This is a genomic window from Gelidibacter sp. (assembly GCF_035515035.1).
Lineage (GTDB): Bacteria > Bacteroidota > Bacteroidia > Flavobacteriales > Flavobacteriaceae > Gelidibacter.
Genome location: NZ_DATJCA010000179.1, coordinates 16393 through 30613, shown reverse-complemented (window position 1 = coordinate 30613; position 14221 = coordinate 16393). Strand labels below are relative to the sequence as shown.

At 38.2% G+C, this 14221-nt stretch carries 12 protein-coding genes, 3 pseudogenes and 1 riboswitch; of the genes and pseudogenes, 1 reads left to right on the top strand and 14 read right to left on the bottom strand.

All coding sequences use genetic code 11. The features are described 5' to 3' along the window. Positions 1-2: 2 nt before the first annotated feature. The 7 genes from VLZ86_RS15735 to VLZ86_RS15705 form a co-directional block, all read right to left on the bottom strand. The gene (locus tag VLZ86_RS15735) at positions 3-1922 is read right to left on the bottom strand and encodes a DUF3857 domain-containing protein (protein ID WP_325453143.1); all 1920 of its coding nucleotides are present in this window, start codon (positions 1920-1922) and stop codon (positions 3-5) included. Positions 1923-1973: 51 nt separating this feature from the next. Next, positions 1974-2426, bottom strand: a complete 453-nt coding sequence (gene dtd / locus VLZ86_RS15730; RefSeq protein WP_325453141.1) for a D-aminoacyl-tRNA deacylase — start codon at positions 2424-2426, stop codon at positions 1974-1976. Positions 2427-2620: 194 nt separating this feature from the next. Then, positions 2621-3568, bottom strand: a complete 948-nt coding sequence (gene rsgA / locus VLZ86_RS15725; protein ID WP_325453140.1) for a ribosome small subunit-dependent GTPase A — start codon at positions 3566-3568, stop codon at positions 2621-2623. 231 nt (positions 3569-3799) lie between these two features. Continuing rightward, a complete protein-coding gene (locus VLZ86_RS15720) occupies positions 3800-4882 on the bottom strand; it encodes a bifunctional 3-deoxy-7-phosphoheptulonate synthase/chorismate mutase type II (protein WP_325453138.1) in 1083 nt (360 codons plus the stop codon). Between the two features lie 120 nt (positions 4883-5002). Beyond that, on the bottom strand, positions 5003-5854 hold the full coding sequence (locus VLZ86_RS15715) for a prephenate dehydrogenase (protein ID WP_325453137.1): 852 nt from the start codon (positions 5852-5854) through the stop codon (positions 5003-5005). 133 nt (positions 5855-5987) lie between these two features. Then, positions 5988-7151, bottom strand: a complete 1164-nt coding sequence (locus VLZ86_RS15710; RefSeq protein WP_325453135.1) for a pyridoxal phosphate-dependent aminotransferase — start codon at positions 7149-7151, stop codon at positions 5988-5990. Next, entirely contained in the window at positions 7148-7978 is an 831-nt protein-coding gene (locus VLZ86_RS15705) for a prephenate dehydratase (protein ID WP_325453133.1), read from the bottom strand. The genes VLZ86_RS15710 and VLZ86_RS15705 overlap by 4 nt, the downstream gene beginning before the upstream one ends. A gap of 324 nt (positions 7979-8302) precedes the next feature. On the opposite strand from VLZ86_RS15705, the gene gldA reads away from it, so the two are divergent. Then, positions 8303-9199, top strand: coding sequence for a gliding motility-associated ABC transporter ATP-binding subunit GldA (gene gldA, locus VLZ86_RS15700; RefSeq protein ID WP_325453131.1), 897 nt, complete (start codon positions 8303-8305; stop codon positions 9197-9199). 4 nt (positions 9200-9203) lie between these two features. Here the strand turns inward: gldA and VLZ86_RS15695 are convergent, their stop codons facing one another. From VLZ86_RS15695 to VLZ86_RS15665, 7 genes and pseudogenes are all read right to left on the bottom strand, one after another. Then, a complete protein-coding gene (locus VLZ86_RS15695) occupies positions 9204-9953 on the bottom strand; it encodes a head GIN domain-containing protein (protein WP_325453130.1) in 750 nt (249 codons plus the stop codon). 95 nt (positions 9954-10048) lie between these two features. After that, the gene (locus VLZ86_RS15690) at positions 10049-11143 is read right to left on the bottom strand and encodes an acyloxyacyl hydrolase (RefSeq protein ID WP_325453128.1); all 1095 of its coding nucleotides are present in this window, start codon (positions 11141-11143) and stop codon (positions 10049-10051) included. Positions 11144-11242: 99 nt separating this feature from the next. Further along, positions 11243-11794, bottom strand: a pseudogene (locus tag VLZ86_RS15685) (methylenetetrahydrofolate reductase); the annotation flags it as partial. Further along, positions 11790-12041, bottom strand: a pseudogene (locus tag VLZ86_RS15680) (homocysteine S-methyltransferase family protein); the annotation flags it as partial. The pseudogenes VLZ86_RS15685 and VLZ86_RS15680, both read right to left, overlap by 5 nt. A 51-nt stretch (positions 12042-12092) precedes the next feature. Continuing rightward, positions 12093-12234, bottom strand: a riboswitch (SAM riboswitch). A gap of 58 nt (positions 12235-12292) precedes the next feature. After that, entirely contained in the window at positions 12293-13183 is an 891-nt protein-coding gene (gene cysM / locus VLZ86_RS15675) for a cysteine synthase CysM (protein ID WP_414652566.1), read from the bottom strand. Beyond that, positions 13180-13941: a serine O-acetyltransferase EpsC gene (gene epsC / locus VLZ86_RS15670; RefSeq protein ID WP_325453127.1), complete on the bottom strand. Its 762-nt coding sequence runs from the start codon at positions 13939-13941 to the stop codon at positions 13180-13182. Before epsC ends, cysM begins: the two co-directional genes overlap by 4 nt. A 74-nt stretch (positions 13942-14015) precedes the next feature. Then, positions 14016-14165 (bottom strand): annotated as a pseudogene (locus VLZ86_RS15665) (O-succinylhomoserine sulfhydrylase); the annotation flags it as partial. Positions 14166-14221: the final 56 nt, after the last annotated feature.

Sequence of the window (14221 nt, the reverse complement as noted above, 5' to 3'; positions counted from 1 at the left end):
GGCTAAGATTTTTTAATGAGGATAATTCTTGATTGGTCTTGTTTAACGACTTCTAAATAAAAATTTCTGAAATCTTCATAATCGGCGTTGACATAATTACCCTTATTCAAAATAAAACTGCGTTTAAACAGTAAGGTATGGTCGTCTGTTTTAGAAATGGAATAGTTGTATTTGCCGAATTTATTTTCAATAAGCACATCATTTTGAAGTGCTTCAATTTCAAAGTTTTCTGGAATGGAAATGACATATTCATCCCTATCATGAAAACCGCGCTCTATTTCAAACGGCAGTTTTCTTTCTCTGTAACGCGTTGGCACATTGGAAAGCACATTGAAGAAATTTGGACTTAGCAGCAAACGATCACCTGTTTTTGAGGCATATTTCTTTGCAGTAAGTGCAATGTTTTCATTAAACATTATCGTTTCTTTATCGTTGTTGTAATTCATTGAAAGAATATCTACATTATTGATATAGCTCCAATAATCTTTATAATGAAGTGTTTGATCTTTTAATGTTCTATTCTGAATCCCCTCATGATGTCCATATTGGGTACCGTAGGAATTTAGATGGATTTTAGCTTCAATATCGCCATCTTCGGTCAAGACGATATTTGCCTTGGTATCCAATAGATTTTCTGCGGCAGTATAAATTTTGGTGCGGATAACTTCACCGCCATCAGGCCGGATCACAAAAACATTTCGGTCGTCCGTAAAATTGGCACTATATCCAAAAGGTGAGGTTTGACTTGTGCATTCCAACCAGATATTTGTTCCTTCATAAGGAAGATTTAAAATGACATGATTTGATTGCCCAAGAAAAGAGACAAAATCCTTATTGATATCCACTAAATTATCGGGGGAGGCATAAACTCGTGTATAATAGGATTCAACACCAACAACATCCAAAAGGGCTTTGGTATAGTTGGAAAGGCCTTTGCAATCGCCATATTTTACCTCATCAACTTTTAGTGCATCTATAGGTTGGATGCCTCCAATACCTTCTTGAACACTGATATATCTTGTGTTATTTTGAACATATTGATACACTACTTTCGCCTTTTCTAGGGGATCATCGAGGCCGGCCACCAAGGCATTTATTTCATTCTTGGTTTTATCAGAAACCCGAGTCCTTCCCAACAACAATTGTTCATGCATCCATTTTCCCAAACCTTCCCAATCATTTGCACTGCCAACATACCCTTCATAGGAGAAGTTTTTCAAATTGAGCATGGCGTAGGGCGTTATATCTTTGAGATTCGGGCTGTACGCTTCATATACAATAGCTTTAAGGTTGTTGGCTTCATAATGGATTTCGCCAGGCTTGGAGTGATTTACAACGCCAAAGGTTTCAAAATTGGTCTCATATTTATTTAATTCGTTGGAAGGATCATAACGAAACACGTAGCGACTGTTTTCAGTACTAGTGGCAAAGCCTTCTATAGGTTTCCACCTTCTTATGTATGCCGTATAACTGTATTCAACCTCGGTCTCAAATAGTACGGTGTAAGGATAGTCAATTGGGGTATATTCTAGATATTTAACTCGACTGTCTGAATAAAGTGTGCCGCCATCAACTGCGCTGACATCTTCAAAATCGTTCCTCTTTATTTTCTTGATTTCTTTTCCTTGGGCATCAAAAATCCGTGCTTCCATTTTTTTGATGGAAATTCCTTTATCATACCCCAAATAAGCGTTGACTTTAGAGTTTCCGGAAGAATTTAAAATGGTCACAACCCGTTTGTTGGTTTGGACCATTTTATTTGCAGCCTTAACTTCAATTTGTGAATCATCCCATCTTACGACGGCGTTCGCATTTTCCCTTAAAGCAGTAGGGACGGTTTGGGAGTTCAATAGTTTATCCTCTTGTCCTGAACAAAACATAGGAAAAACCAGAACAAAAATTAAGCGGTAAATTTTGATCATGGGGCCATGTTAATAGGCTAAAGTAATCTTTTTTAACAAATATCAAAATGATTACTCTACATTCTTGGAATCGAGAATTATCGTTACAGGTCCATCATTAATGAGTTGTACTTTCATATCGGCACCAAATTGGCCTGTCTGAACGGTTTTACCGAGATCTTGTTCCAATTGATTGATAAAACTCTCATACAGAGGAATGGCGACTTCGGGCTTTGCCGCTTTGATATAACTTGGTCTGTTGCCCTTTTTAGTGGAGGCGTGGAGTGTAAACTGGCTGACGACAATGGCATCACCATCAACTTCAATTAGTGAGCGATTCATCACCCCGTTTTCATCTTCAAAAATGCGAAGATTGGCAATCTTTCTGGTCAGCCATTGTATGTCTTCCTGTGTATCTTCATTCACAATGCCCAACAAAATTAGTAAACCCGAATTAATGGAGGCCACTTGTTTATGGTCAATGGTGACACTTGCATTAGAAACTCTTTGGATGACTGCTTTCATAAAAATCTATATCCTTGTTGGGTGGTTTAGGTCTAAAATGATGATGCCTTTTTGAAACCTACGAGGTTTTTAAAACCTTGCCGGTTGGCTGGTAAATTTCCCATATCCACTGAAGACTGAAAATTGAAGACTGCCCACTGAAGACTGCCCACTGAAGACTGCCAACCGAAGACTGCCAACTGAAGACTGAAAACTCATTTCATCCATTCCTCAGTACGATAATGTTCATCATCTCCTTCTAAAATTTGAAGATAACTTCTATAGCGAGAGAAAGAGATTTCATCTTTGTCCAATGCCTCTTTTACGGCGCATTGTGGTTCCTCAACATGTAAACAATTATTAAATCGGCACTGATGTTTTAAAGCGAAAAACTCTGGAAAATAATCACCAATTTCCTCTTTATCCATATCTACAACGCCAAATCCTTTGATGCCAGGTGTGTCGATTATTTTTGCGCCAAAACTCAAATCGAACATCTCAGCAAACGTTGTGGTGTGCTGTCCCTGCATGTGCTGCATGGATATTTCCTTTGTTTTTAGATTTAAACCGGGTTCTATAGCATTGACCAAGGTTGATTTACCAACGCCTGAATGTCCGGCAAACATGCTCGTTTTGTCTTTCATCAATCCTTTTAAATGGTCGATGTTTTTTCCGGTTAGCGCGGAGACTTCAATACATTCATAGCCAATTTTTCTATAGATAGAGGACAAATACTTGACTTCCATCACATGCTCTTCATCATACGTATCCATTTTATTAAACACTAAAATGGTTTTTATGCGATAAGCTTGCGTGGTTACCAAAAACCGATCTATAAAACTGGTTAATGTTGGCGGATTATTTATGGTGATCAACAGAAATACCTGGTCGATATTGGCAGCAATAATATGGGTTTGCCTAGAAAGGTTAACTGATTTACGAACAATATAATTCTCACGATCATGAATGGTGTGGATGATTCCGGTAGTCTTATTATCCAACTTTTCTACGTCAAAACCCACCACATCACCAACAGCAATCGGATTGGTGCTTTTGATGTCCTTGATCCTGAACTTTCCTTTTATTCGGCAATCATAAAATGCACCGAGATCTGTTTTTACGGTGTACCAACTTCCTGTGGACTTATAAACGGTTCCTGTCATGCATCAAATTTAGTAAACAAAATAACAATTTTTAAGTCGATAAAGGATATTTCCAGATTTAAAATTTCGATGAGAAACTATTTAGGATAATTTGCGCCTGTGATTTATATATAAAATGAAAATTCCACGATTTTCTTTAGCTATTTCGTATTTACTGTCAGCTAGAGCGGAATTAATCATACTTCAGATTAAAAAGTAATTTAACTCCGCTCGGAATGACAAGGATACAAATTAAGCGTTAATAATTTTCTCTTGGTGATTAATGGATTCTTGATGGATCGCTTTGAACATCTTAAGGATAAACTCTTCGCTCAATCCATTTTGTTCGCCTTCCAAAACCATATTTCCCAAAATCTCGTTCCAACGTTTACTTTGCAAAACCGCAACGTTTTTTTGCTTTTTAAGAGCACCAATTCCATCAGAAAACTTCATTCGCTTGCCCAACAATTCAATAAGTTGGTTATCGACCACATCAATTTGTGCTCTTAAATTACTCAATTCTGTATTGAATTCTTTTTCTGGATCCGACTCTTTTCTGATCCGTAAATCTCTCATAATTTGAATCAAAGTTTCTGGTGTTACCTGTTGTGAAGCATCACTCCAAGCGGCATCCGGATTGGTATGCGTCTCAATCATGAGGCCGTCAAAATTCAAATCTAAGGCTGTTTGCGACACATCAAAAATCATATCACGTTTTCCTGTGATGTGCGACGGATCATTGATCAACGGCAAATCAGGAAATCGCGTTTGCAATTCGATAGCCAGTTGCCATTCAGGATTATTTCTATACTTTGTTTTTTCATAGGTTGAAAACCCTCTGTGGATAGCACCAAGCCTTTTGATATCTGCCGATGCCAAACGCTCAATTGCACCCAGCCAAAGTGGTAAATCTGGATTTACCGGATTTTTAACCAATACAATCTTATCAGTTCCTTTTAAAGCATCTGCAATTTCTTGAACGATAAATGGGCTCACAGTAGAACGTGCACCAATCCATAACAAATCGATATCATGCTCCAATGCCAATTCAACATGTGCTCTATTGGCAACTTCAGTTGCGGTTTTAAGACCTGTTTCTTCCTTTACCTTTTGCAGCCATTTCAAGCCTAACGCCCCAACCCCTTCAAACATTCCCGGACGAGTACGTGGTTTCCAAATTCCAGCTCTAAAATAACTAACATCTGTATCTTTCAATTCATGGGCGATACCCAATACTTGCTCTTCTGTTTCTGCACTGCATGGTCCTGCAATGACCAAAGGATGATCCAATTTCAAATCATCTAACCATGTTCTCAATTCTTTCTTGTTTTCCATAATACTTATTAATTTCCAAGTTTAAAATTCCCTGTCTGCCGACAGGCAGGCAAATTCCAAGGTTTAGTCTAATAGGTGACCCTATTGGAATTTGGCGCTTTTATTTTTATTTATTTAATACTATTGTATGCCGTTTAATATTTCTTTGATGTGATTCGTGTTTTTCATTTCCGAATAAATAGCTTCAAAATCATCTTCATACATGAACTCCCTAAATTTTTGTAGGTTGATGATGAATTCATCCAATGTTTCGAGGACGTTGGCTTTGTTCTGTTTAAAAATTGGCGTCCACATCTCAGGGGAGCTCTTTGCCAGACGGACGGTAGAGGCAAATCCACTGCCCGCCATGTCAAAAATATCACGTTCGTTCCGTTCTTTATCAATCACCGTTTTACCCAACATAAATGAGCTGATATGCGATAAATGCGACACATAGGCAATATGCTTATCGTGTGCCTCGGGATTCATATAACGGATGCGCATCCCTAAATCTGAAAACAACTTGAGTGCTTTTTCCTGAAGTTTAAAAGCCGTTTTCTCAACCTCACAAATGATGTTGGTCTTATTTTGGTACAACCCTAAAATTGCAGCTTTTGGTCCAGAAAATTCTGTTCCTGCTATGGGATGGCTAGCCAAGAAATTTCGACGTTTTGGATGTTCGTCTATGGCTTTGCAAATTTCAGCTTTTGTAGAACCAACGTCTACCACTAAAGCATCATCGGAAACTAGATCCAACACTTTGCTGATTTCATGTACTGCTGCATCTACGGGAATTGATAGAATGACCAGATCGGCGTTTTTAAGGTCTTCATAAGTGGCCTTGGCATCAATAACATTAAGCTGAATGGCCTCCTCCAAATGGTTTTCATTATGATCAATCCCGAAAACCTTTACCTTCTGATCGTGTTTTTTAATATCAAGGGCCAAACTTCCTCCTATCAATCCCACACCTATGATGTATATATTTTTCATTACTAATATGTCGCCCCTATGGGACATTATTTCCTAAAAAGATGTCGCTCCTTCGGAGCTATGATCCCTATATAATTATCATTTTAATTCATTTTTTCTGCAAACTGCGACTGTGACTGCGACTGAAAACTGGTCACTGAACACCAACCCCTAATTTCACCCTTGCAATGGCCTCTTGTAATTCCTCAATCGGCGCACATAATGAAAACCGAATATAACCTTCGCCATTACTTCCAAAAATAGTTCCTGGAGCAACAAAAATAGAATGCTCTTTCAGGATCATATCAATATAGTCTTCCGCTTTAAGATGTGGGGGTAATTTTGCCCAAACGAAAAGTCCGGTGGCATTTTCATCATAGGTACAGTTCAATGCGGTTGCCAATTTCCATACTTTTTGACGGCGCTCTTCATAAACGCTATTCAAACTTGTAAACCACATTTTCGAACATTTTAAAGCTTCAATCGCCCCTTTCTGAATGCCATAAAACATTCCGGAATCCATATTGCTTTTCACTTTTAAAATGGCATTGATGTATTCGGTTTTTCCTAATACCATCCCAACACGCCATCCTGCCATATTAAAGGTTTTACTTAGCGAGTTAAGTTCCAAACACACCTCTTTGGCGCCCTTATATTTTAAGATGCTTCGCGGATAGTCGTTCAGCACAAAACTGTATGGGTTATCATTGACCACCAAAATATTGTGCCGTTTCGCAAAAGCAATGATATCCTCAAAAACCTTATTGCTTGCGGTCGCTCCCGTTGGCATATGCGGATAGCTCACCCACATTAATTTTACTTTAGATAAATCACTTTTTTCTAAAGTTAGAAAATCAGGACACCAATCATTTTCAGCTACCAAATCGTAGAAAACAGGTTTTGCCCCTACCAGTTTTGTCACAGATTCATAAGTTGGATAGCCTGGATTTGGAATCAACACCTCATCGCCTTCGTTCAAAAACGCCATGGAAATGTGCATGATGCCTTCCTTACTTCCCATCAAGGGCAATACTTCAGTCAAAGGGCTCAAAGAAACGCCATAATGCTCCTTGTAAAAACCTGCCATAGCCTCCCTGAGTTCTGGTAACCCCTGATAACTTTGGTATTTGTGTGCCACAGCATCGTTCATGCTTTCAGTGATGGCATCAATGACGCGAGATGGCGGCTCTAAGTCTGGACTTCCTATTCCTAAGTTAATAATAGGTTTCCCTTGGGATTTCAGTAAGTTCACTTCCCTCAATTTTTTAGAGAAGTAGTACTCTTCAACCGTGTTTAGTCTATCTGCAAAAGTGATCATTGTCGTGCATTTTTATATTCGCCCAAAACCTTAAAGTTATGGGCCATTATTTCCATTATTGATTTCGCTTTTTGATAATCCTGATACGCCTCAAAGGTGATATCCACAAAAAACGCGTACTTCCAAGGCGTTTCAATTATTGGTAAGGATTGGATCTTGGTGAGGTTCATCCTACAGTCGCTCATGACATTCAAGATGGATGCCAAACTGCCTCGTTTATGGTCCACGTCAAACTTTAAGGACGCCTTATTGATCTGGACTTCTTGAGCTTCAGAATTATTGGTTACTGCAATCACAAATCGCGTTTCATTCTGTTTTATGGATTGAATACTTTCAGCAACAATTTCCAGTTTGAACAATTCTGAAGCTAATTGACTGGCAATAGCGCCTACATTTTTTAGTTGTTTTTGCTGAATCCGTTGCGCTACTTCGGCTGTATCTTTATCCTCCACCAATTTGATATGGGGATGTTTTTTGAAAAATTGTTTGCACTGCAACAAGGCCATTGGATGCGAATACACTTCATGGATATCTTCAATACTCTGACCCGGCAAGGCCATTAAATGATGCTGAATATCCAAATAATGTTCGCCAATTATTTGGAGCTGATTATCATCAATCAACGCGTAATTAGGAATGATGGAACCAGCAATTGAATTTTCGATGGCCATAATTACCGCATCGGTTTTCTTGGTCAAAACACTTTGTACGGCGCCATCAAAGGTCATGCACTCATCAATATGTTGAATTGAACTGTCAAAATATTGCAAAGCGACAATATGGTGGAAGGATCCTTTAATCCCTTGTATAGCAACAGATTTAATCATGAGTTGGATAAATTAGATGTAACATTTTTCATCATTTAGCTGACTTTCGAAACTTTTTAAAACAAAAAAGTCCCGATTTTCATCGAGACCTTTATATTAAATTTATTGTTCATAAATTACACATACGAAGTCTCGTCTCTTTTGCTAAAAAAGAAATAAAACCAGTTTTGATATGTGTAAGTTGTTGTTTTCATCGTTTGATTTCGCTAAAGTAGAGAATAAATTTTATAAACAAAATGTTTTTTCAATTCTTTTTGTAATACAACGATTTCGTTAAATCATTACATATCTAAAATGCTTATTTTTGAGCAAATATTTCGAAATATGTCCATTGAAGTCAATAATATCACCAAACTATACGCCGATCAGAAGGCATTGAACAATGTTTCCTTTAAAGTAGATAAAGGTGAAATTGTAGGGTTTTTAGGTCCGAACGGCGCTGGTAAATCTACGATGATGAAAATCTTGACCACCTATATTGATGCTTCTGAAGGAGAAGCAAAAGTCAACGACTTTGATGTTCAGACCCAAGCTCGGGAGGTCCAAAAACGCGTCGGATATTTACCGGAGCACAATCCGCTTTATTTAGACATGTATGTCAAAGAATATTTGGCATTCAATGCCGATGTGTATCAGGTTTCAAAATCGCGAATTGCAGAGGTTATTGAGCTTACCGGACTAACACCAGAAGCGCATAAAAAGATTGGCCAACTCTCCAAGGGGTACAGACAACGTGTCGGATTGGCAAATGCCTTGTTGCACGATCCGGAAGTATTGATTTTGGATGAACCTACTACCGGATTGGATCCAAATCAATTGGTCGAAATCCGACATTTGATCAAATCCTTAGGCGAAGAAAAAACAGTGTTTCTCTCCACGCACATTATGCAAGAAGTTGAAGCCATTTGCGATCGCGTTATCATCATCAATAAAGGTGAAATTGTGGCCGATAAAAAACTTTCCGATTTAAAAGCCGACCAGGAACAAATTATTGAAGTCGAATTTGATTATCGTGTTGAAGATGTCCTAATGAATCGTTTGAAGCACATAAAACACGTAAAAAACACACACGATTTTACATACGAATTGACCTTTTCCACCAAAAAGGATATGCGTCCTACCGTATTTGATTTTGCCCATGATAACGGCTTAAAAATTCTACAGCTTAACCAAAAGAATAAAAACTTAGAAAGTTTGTTTAGGGAACTGACTATTGAATAATATGTCATTCAATAATCAAACGGCCTTTATAATAGGTTTGAACTTCCATAACAGGGGGCTCATTGACTACGATAACATTGCCCGTACTTCTTATTTCTCCACGCAAAGATGCCTGCGGATTAATAATCATGTCATTGCTACTGCGTTGAAAAATACTGATATTTTGAGCCACCAAGTTCCTGCCTTCAAAACGGGAATCACCGGAATAGAAACCAATTTCCAAATTCTCCACCGTGCCGTTTAAATAGATATGAGATAAGTTGTTGGTCACCACCTGAAGATTGGTGCAATTGACCTCCAATCTGAAATCGCCAACCGTATGATATTCGCCTTCCGCATCAAAATCTTCAGACATCAGAGTCAAATTGGAGTAGTTTAAAACACCATCACTCAAAATAGGCAGCCCGCTACTCGATCGGAGATCGGTAATATTGGGTGCACTGACGTAAATTTTAGTAATGCCATAATCTCTTGTGATATTACAAGCGTTATGATCTTTTAATAGCAAGACATCATCTTCGATGGTCACTTCAATATCATCCCTCAAATATTCGCCGGTTTCCACGATTACCTTATGCTCTGGACCTTCTTTAAGGATGAGTTGCACCCGTTCAAAAACGATAATTTTACTGAACGTTGACACAGGAATCTCCATTTGAATAATTGGTCCAGCATTCTGGAAACAATCCGGCATCACCTTGGCGTTGCAGGACAGCAAGACGATTGTCAACAGGATGTAAATATATTTTTTCATTTTAATTCTTTGCGAATAACTACTATTAATCAATCTATTTCTCTTCGCGTTTCGTGCTTCCCGCTTCGTGCTTAGAGCTTTTCCATTCCAACCTCCTACAACCGCACGCCCACTCCAAACTCAACGCCTTCTGCTTTTGCGCCATGTGCTTTTAAAGTGATCGCTCCAAAAAACTGATCTCCAAAATACCGTTTTAAACCAATTCGGTTATATATACGGCCTTCAAAATCATAAGGATAATAGACATAATAGCCCAATTGCGCAATTACCGACAATTTATTGATAAACAATTCATGTCCGACAAAAACACCTACGCGTTTATAATCGGTGTCAGGATCCACTTGTCGTTCTGGATAGGCTACCGAGTAGAAATAGATTAATTCCTTTAGAAATTCAGCAAAAAACACATCGGCTCCCACTTGAAATGCACTTTTCCTGTTGATGCGCTTATCAGCATAAAACGATACATTATAAAATGGAAATTGCCCTGTCCCGATGATGTCACTCTCATTGATACCTGCTCTAAAAGCAAGATTATATTTGATCTTTTCGGTATACTTTTTATTTTCGGTAGAAGGCTGAAACTCGGGTTCTTTGTCATCATCAAACAAATAATTGGCGCCCACATTAAAAGCAAATGTATTTGTAGAATTATTTGGTGCCCTCACATTGGCATTGGAATAATGTATGACCGAAATCCCTGCCTGAAACCCCAAACCTTTGTAAACATTTTCTTTTTTATAATTGAGCATGAGATACGTAGTACTCAAAAAATCGGAACCGTAAGCACCGTTGGTATAATTGGTTTGCTTGTCATACGGATTGGTGGTATAAGCGATACCTTGTCCAATCCTGAAATTCAGGTCTCGTTTTAAAAAATAGAAATTGTAATGCGCATACATGCCGTAATTCTCACCTAAATACTGGTTTTTCATATCCTGATAGATGAAAGAAAAACCCCAATCGGGATAATTATAGCGACTTTCCCAAGGTTTGAATCCGTAGGTTTTTTTGTTATAACTTAAAATCAGTCCTGTGGGATGATCGGTGATGAGATGCGCAATATCAGGATTGTGCTCCAATATGGTTCCGTAAAAATAATTGGCATCTAAGGTGAACACATCTGGATCCTCTTGAGCGAACAGAAATGAACTTGTTAAACACAAAACGCCTACTATTAAATACTTCATTCATTTGAGTTATACGGCAAATTTAAAAGAAAATTTAAGTCTGCGAGGCTCGCATGAATCTATCTTTTTATTTTATCGTATTCAAGTGGCATTTCTAACTCAAAAAACTTCCGATGTAATGGTTTGAATATTGTCACTTTTCCCCATAGAATAGTAATGCAAGACAGGAATACCTGCTTTTTGTAATTCCTTAGATTGCTGGATGCACCATTCAATGCCCATTTGTTTTACTTCGGAGTTATCCTTGCATTTAATGACCTCAAGAATCAAAGCTTCAGGTAAATCAACATGAAAACGATGTGGCAACAAGTTCAATTGCCTTTTGGTGGCAATGGGTTTTAATCCTGGAATGATAGGTATGGTGATCCCTTCTTTCCGACATTTTTCAACAAATTCAAAATATTTCTGATTGTCAAAAAACATTTGGGTGACAGCATATTCCGCCCCACTTTTTATTTTCTTCTTTAAAAAATGGATATCGCTGTCCAAACTTGGGGATTCCATGTGTTTTTCAGGATATGCTGCAACTCCGATGCAGAAATTGGTTTTTGAGGTGTTTTGCAAATCCCCATCCAAATAAACACCCTCGTTAAGGGCATGAATCTGTTGTACCAAACCATTAGCATACTCATGGCCTTCTTTTTCTGGACGTACCTGAAAAAGTGTTAGTCTCAACAATATCTGCTCCAGCTTCAAAATACTTACGATGCACATGAGCAATAGCCTGCGGCTGCGTTAATGTGAGTAAATCATTGTTGCCCTTGAGTGAGCTGGAATAATCCTTGAAACGTTGGCCACGAAAATCTTCTTCCGAGAAATTATAGCGTTGCAACATGGTCCCCATGGCACCATCGAGAATAAGAATACGGTCTTGTAAAATTTGATTTAGGTCTGACATTGTTTAATAAAATAAATAATGTCGTCAGGAAAGTGAGGGAAAAAAACACTTTGGTTATCTGTCTAAATCCTGAAACAAATTAAGAATAAAGTAGAATTTAGCACCTTCTTAATGAGATTCCTCCTTACGCAGGAATTTTTAAGGGTTGCTAAGGCTTCATCAGGTCTAATCCCTCTGCCTTTCGTGATAACAAATTAATAAAAGTATGAACTATAGCGAATTTAAAGTATAAAAAAAGGACCACCAACTTTTTATTCAAATAAATCTGACGATAAATACCGATCGCCAATATCGCAAATAATGGCAACAATGATTCCTTTATCCAATTTTTCGGCAATCTTTAAAGCAGCCGCAACTGACCCACCACTACTCATTCCTGCAAAGACACCTTCTTCCTTAGCTAATCTTTGGGTGGTAATTCTCGCATCTTCCTCGCTAACTTCTATCACCTGATCTACTTTAGATCGGTCAAAAATTTTGGGAAGATAAGCTTCTGGCCATTTCCGGATGCCGGGGATTTTAGCACCATCCTTTGGTTGCGCCCCCACAATAGTGATGTTTTTATTCTTTTCTTTTAAAAACGTGGACACGCCCATAATGGTGCCCGTAGTTCCCATAGCGGAAACAAAATGGGTCACTTCACCATCCGTATCCTGCCAAATTTCAGGACCGGTGGTTTTGTAATGGGCTTTCCAATTATCGTCATTCCCAAATTGGTTCAACATAAAATAGCCCTTATCTTTTTCGAGTTTTTCAGCCACGTCCCTTGCCCCTTCAATCCCATCATCAGCGGGCGTCAGAATTAACTTTGCGCCATAGGCCCGCATGGTTTTGATGCGCTCTTCTGTGGAGTTTTCAGGCATGACCAAGACCATTTCAACTCCTAATAATCGGGCAATAAACGCTAAGGCAATACCTGTATTTCCGCTTGTAGCTTCCACCAACGTATCTCCCTTTTTAACATTGCCACGTTTTAAAGCTTCTGAAATCATATTTAAAGCAGCACGATCCTTCACACTGCCGCCTGGATTTTTTCCTTCCAATTTCAAAAACAAACGCACACCCTCTTTCGAAATAATATTTTTTACTTCAACCAGTGGCGTATTTCCAATTTGATCGATTATCGATTGACTTTTAATCATTTCTTTCGTGTGCTAATTTTAATTTCTGTTTGATAAGTGACTAATGAATTTTCGGGAACCGATTGGGTAATCCAGACATTCGCTCCAATAGTACTGTTTGCTCCAATGACGATATCACCTCCCAAAACAGTTGCGTTGGCATAGATGGTTACATTATCTTCAATAGTTGGGTGACGTTTTGTTTCCGATAGACTCTTTTTTATTTGAAGCCCTCCTAAAGTGACGCCTTGATAGATTTTTACGTTATTTTTAATGATAGCTGTTTCGCCAATCACAATTCCTGTACCGTGATCGATAAAAAAGGAATCCCCAATAGTTGCTCCCGGATGTATATCTACGCCGGTTAAACCATGGACGTGCTCACTCATCATTCTTGAAATAACAAAATATTTTAGCTTATATAGGGCATGACTCAATCTATAAATTGCAATCGCGTGAAATCCTGGATACGCCAAATACACTTCTGTTAAACTCTTGGCCGCAGGGTCATTTTGTTCGATAGCAAGGGCATCCAAATCAAGTTTTTCCCGTATAGATGCTAATTGGTTTTCAAATTGCGCCCATGTTTCTTCACCATCTTCCAACTTCAATTTTGTCGTAATTTTAAGAAATGTGTCTTTTACAAATTGACAGTTATGAGTTCGATATTCTTCATCAAAAAGCATATAGAACAAAGCCTTTGTGAACGTTTCCACAGGGTCTTTTAAGCAAATATTATAATCCTGAAACTGATTTAAGTGATTCGAAATTTTTCTCATAAATTCAATATTACCCATTTTTCATTAGTGTAATATCAAATTTAAACAATTCTTGGCGGGCTTTTAGTTATTTATTGTTTTTCCTCAGCAAAGGACGCTCGCATATCTTCAGCATCTTCAAAAATAAAGCTCGACGTTAAATGCAATGGGGTGGAATGTTCCAAAAATCCTGAACCCACCATTTGAGTTCTGATGGCGTCGGTTTCAAATATGTTTTTGCTCATCGAGTTTATTTTAAGACCTCACAGGATTTCAAAACCTGTGAGGTCTGGGAATAGTT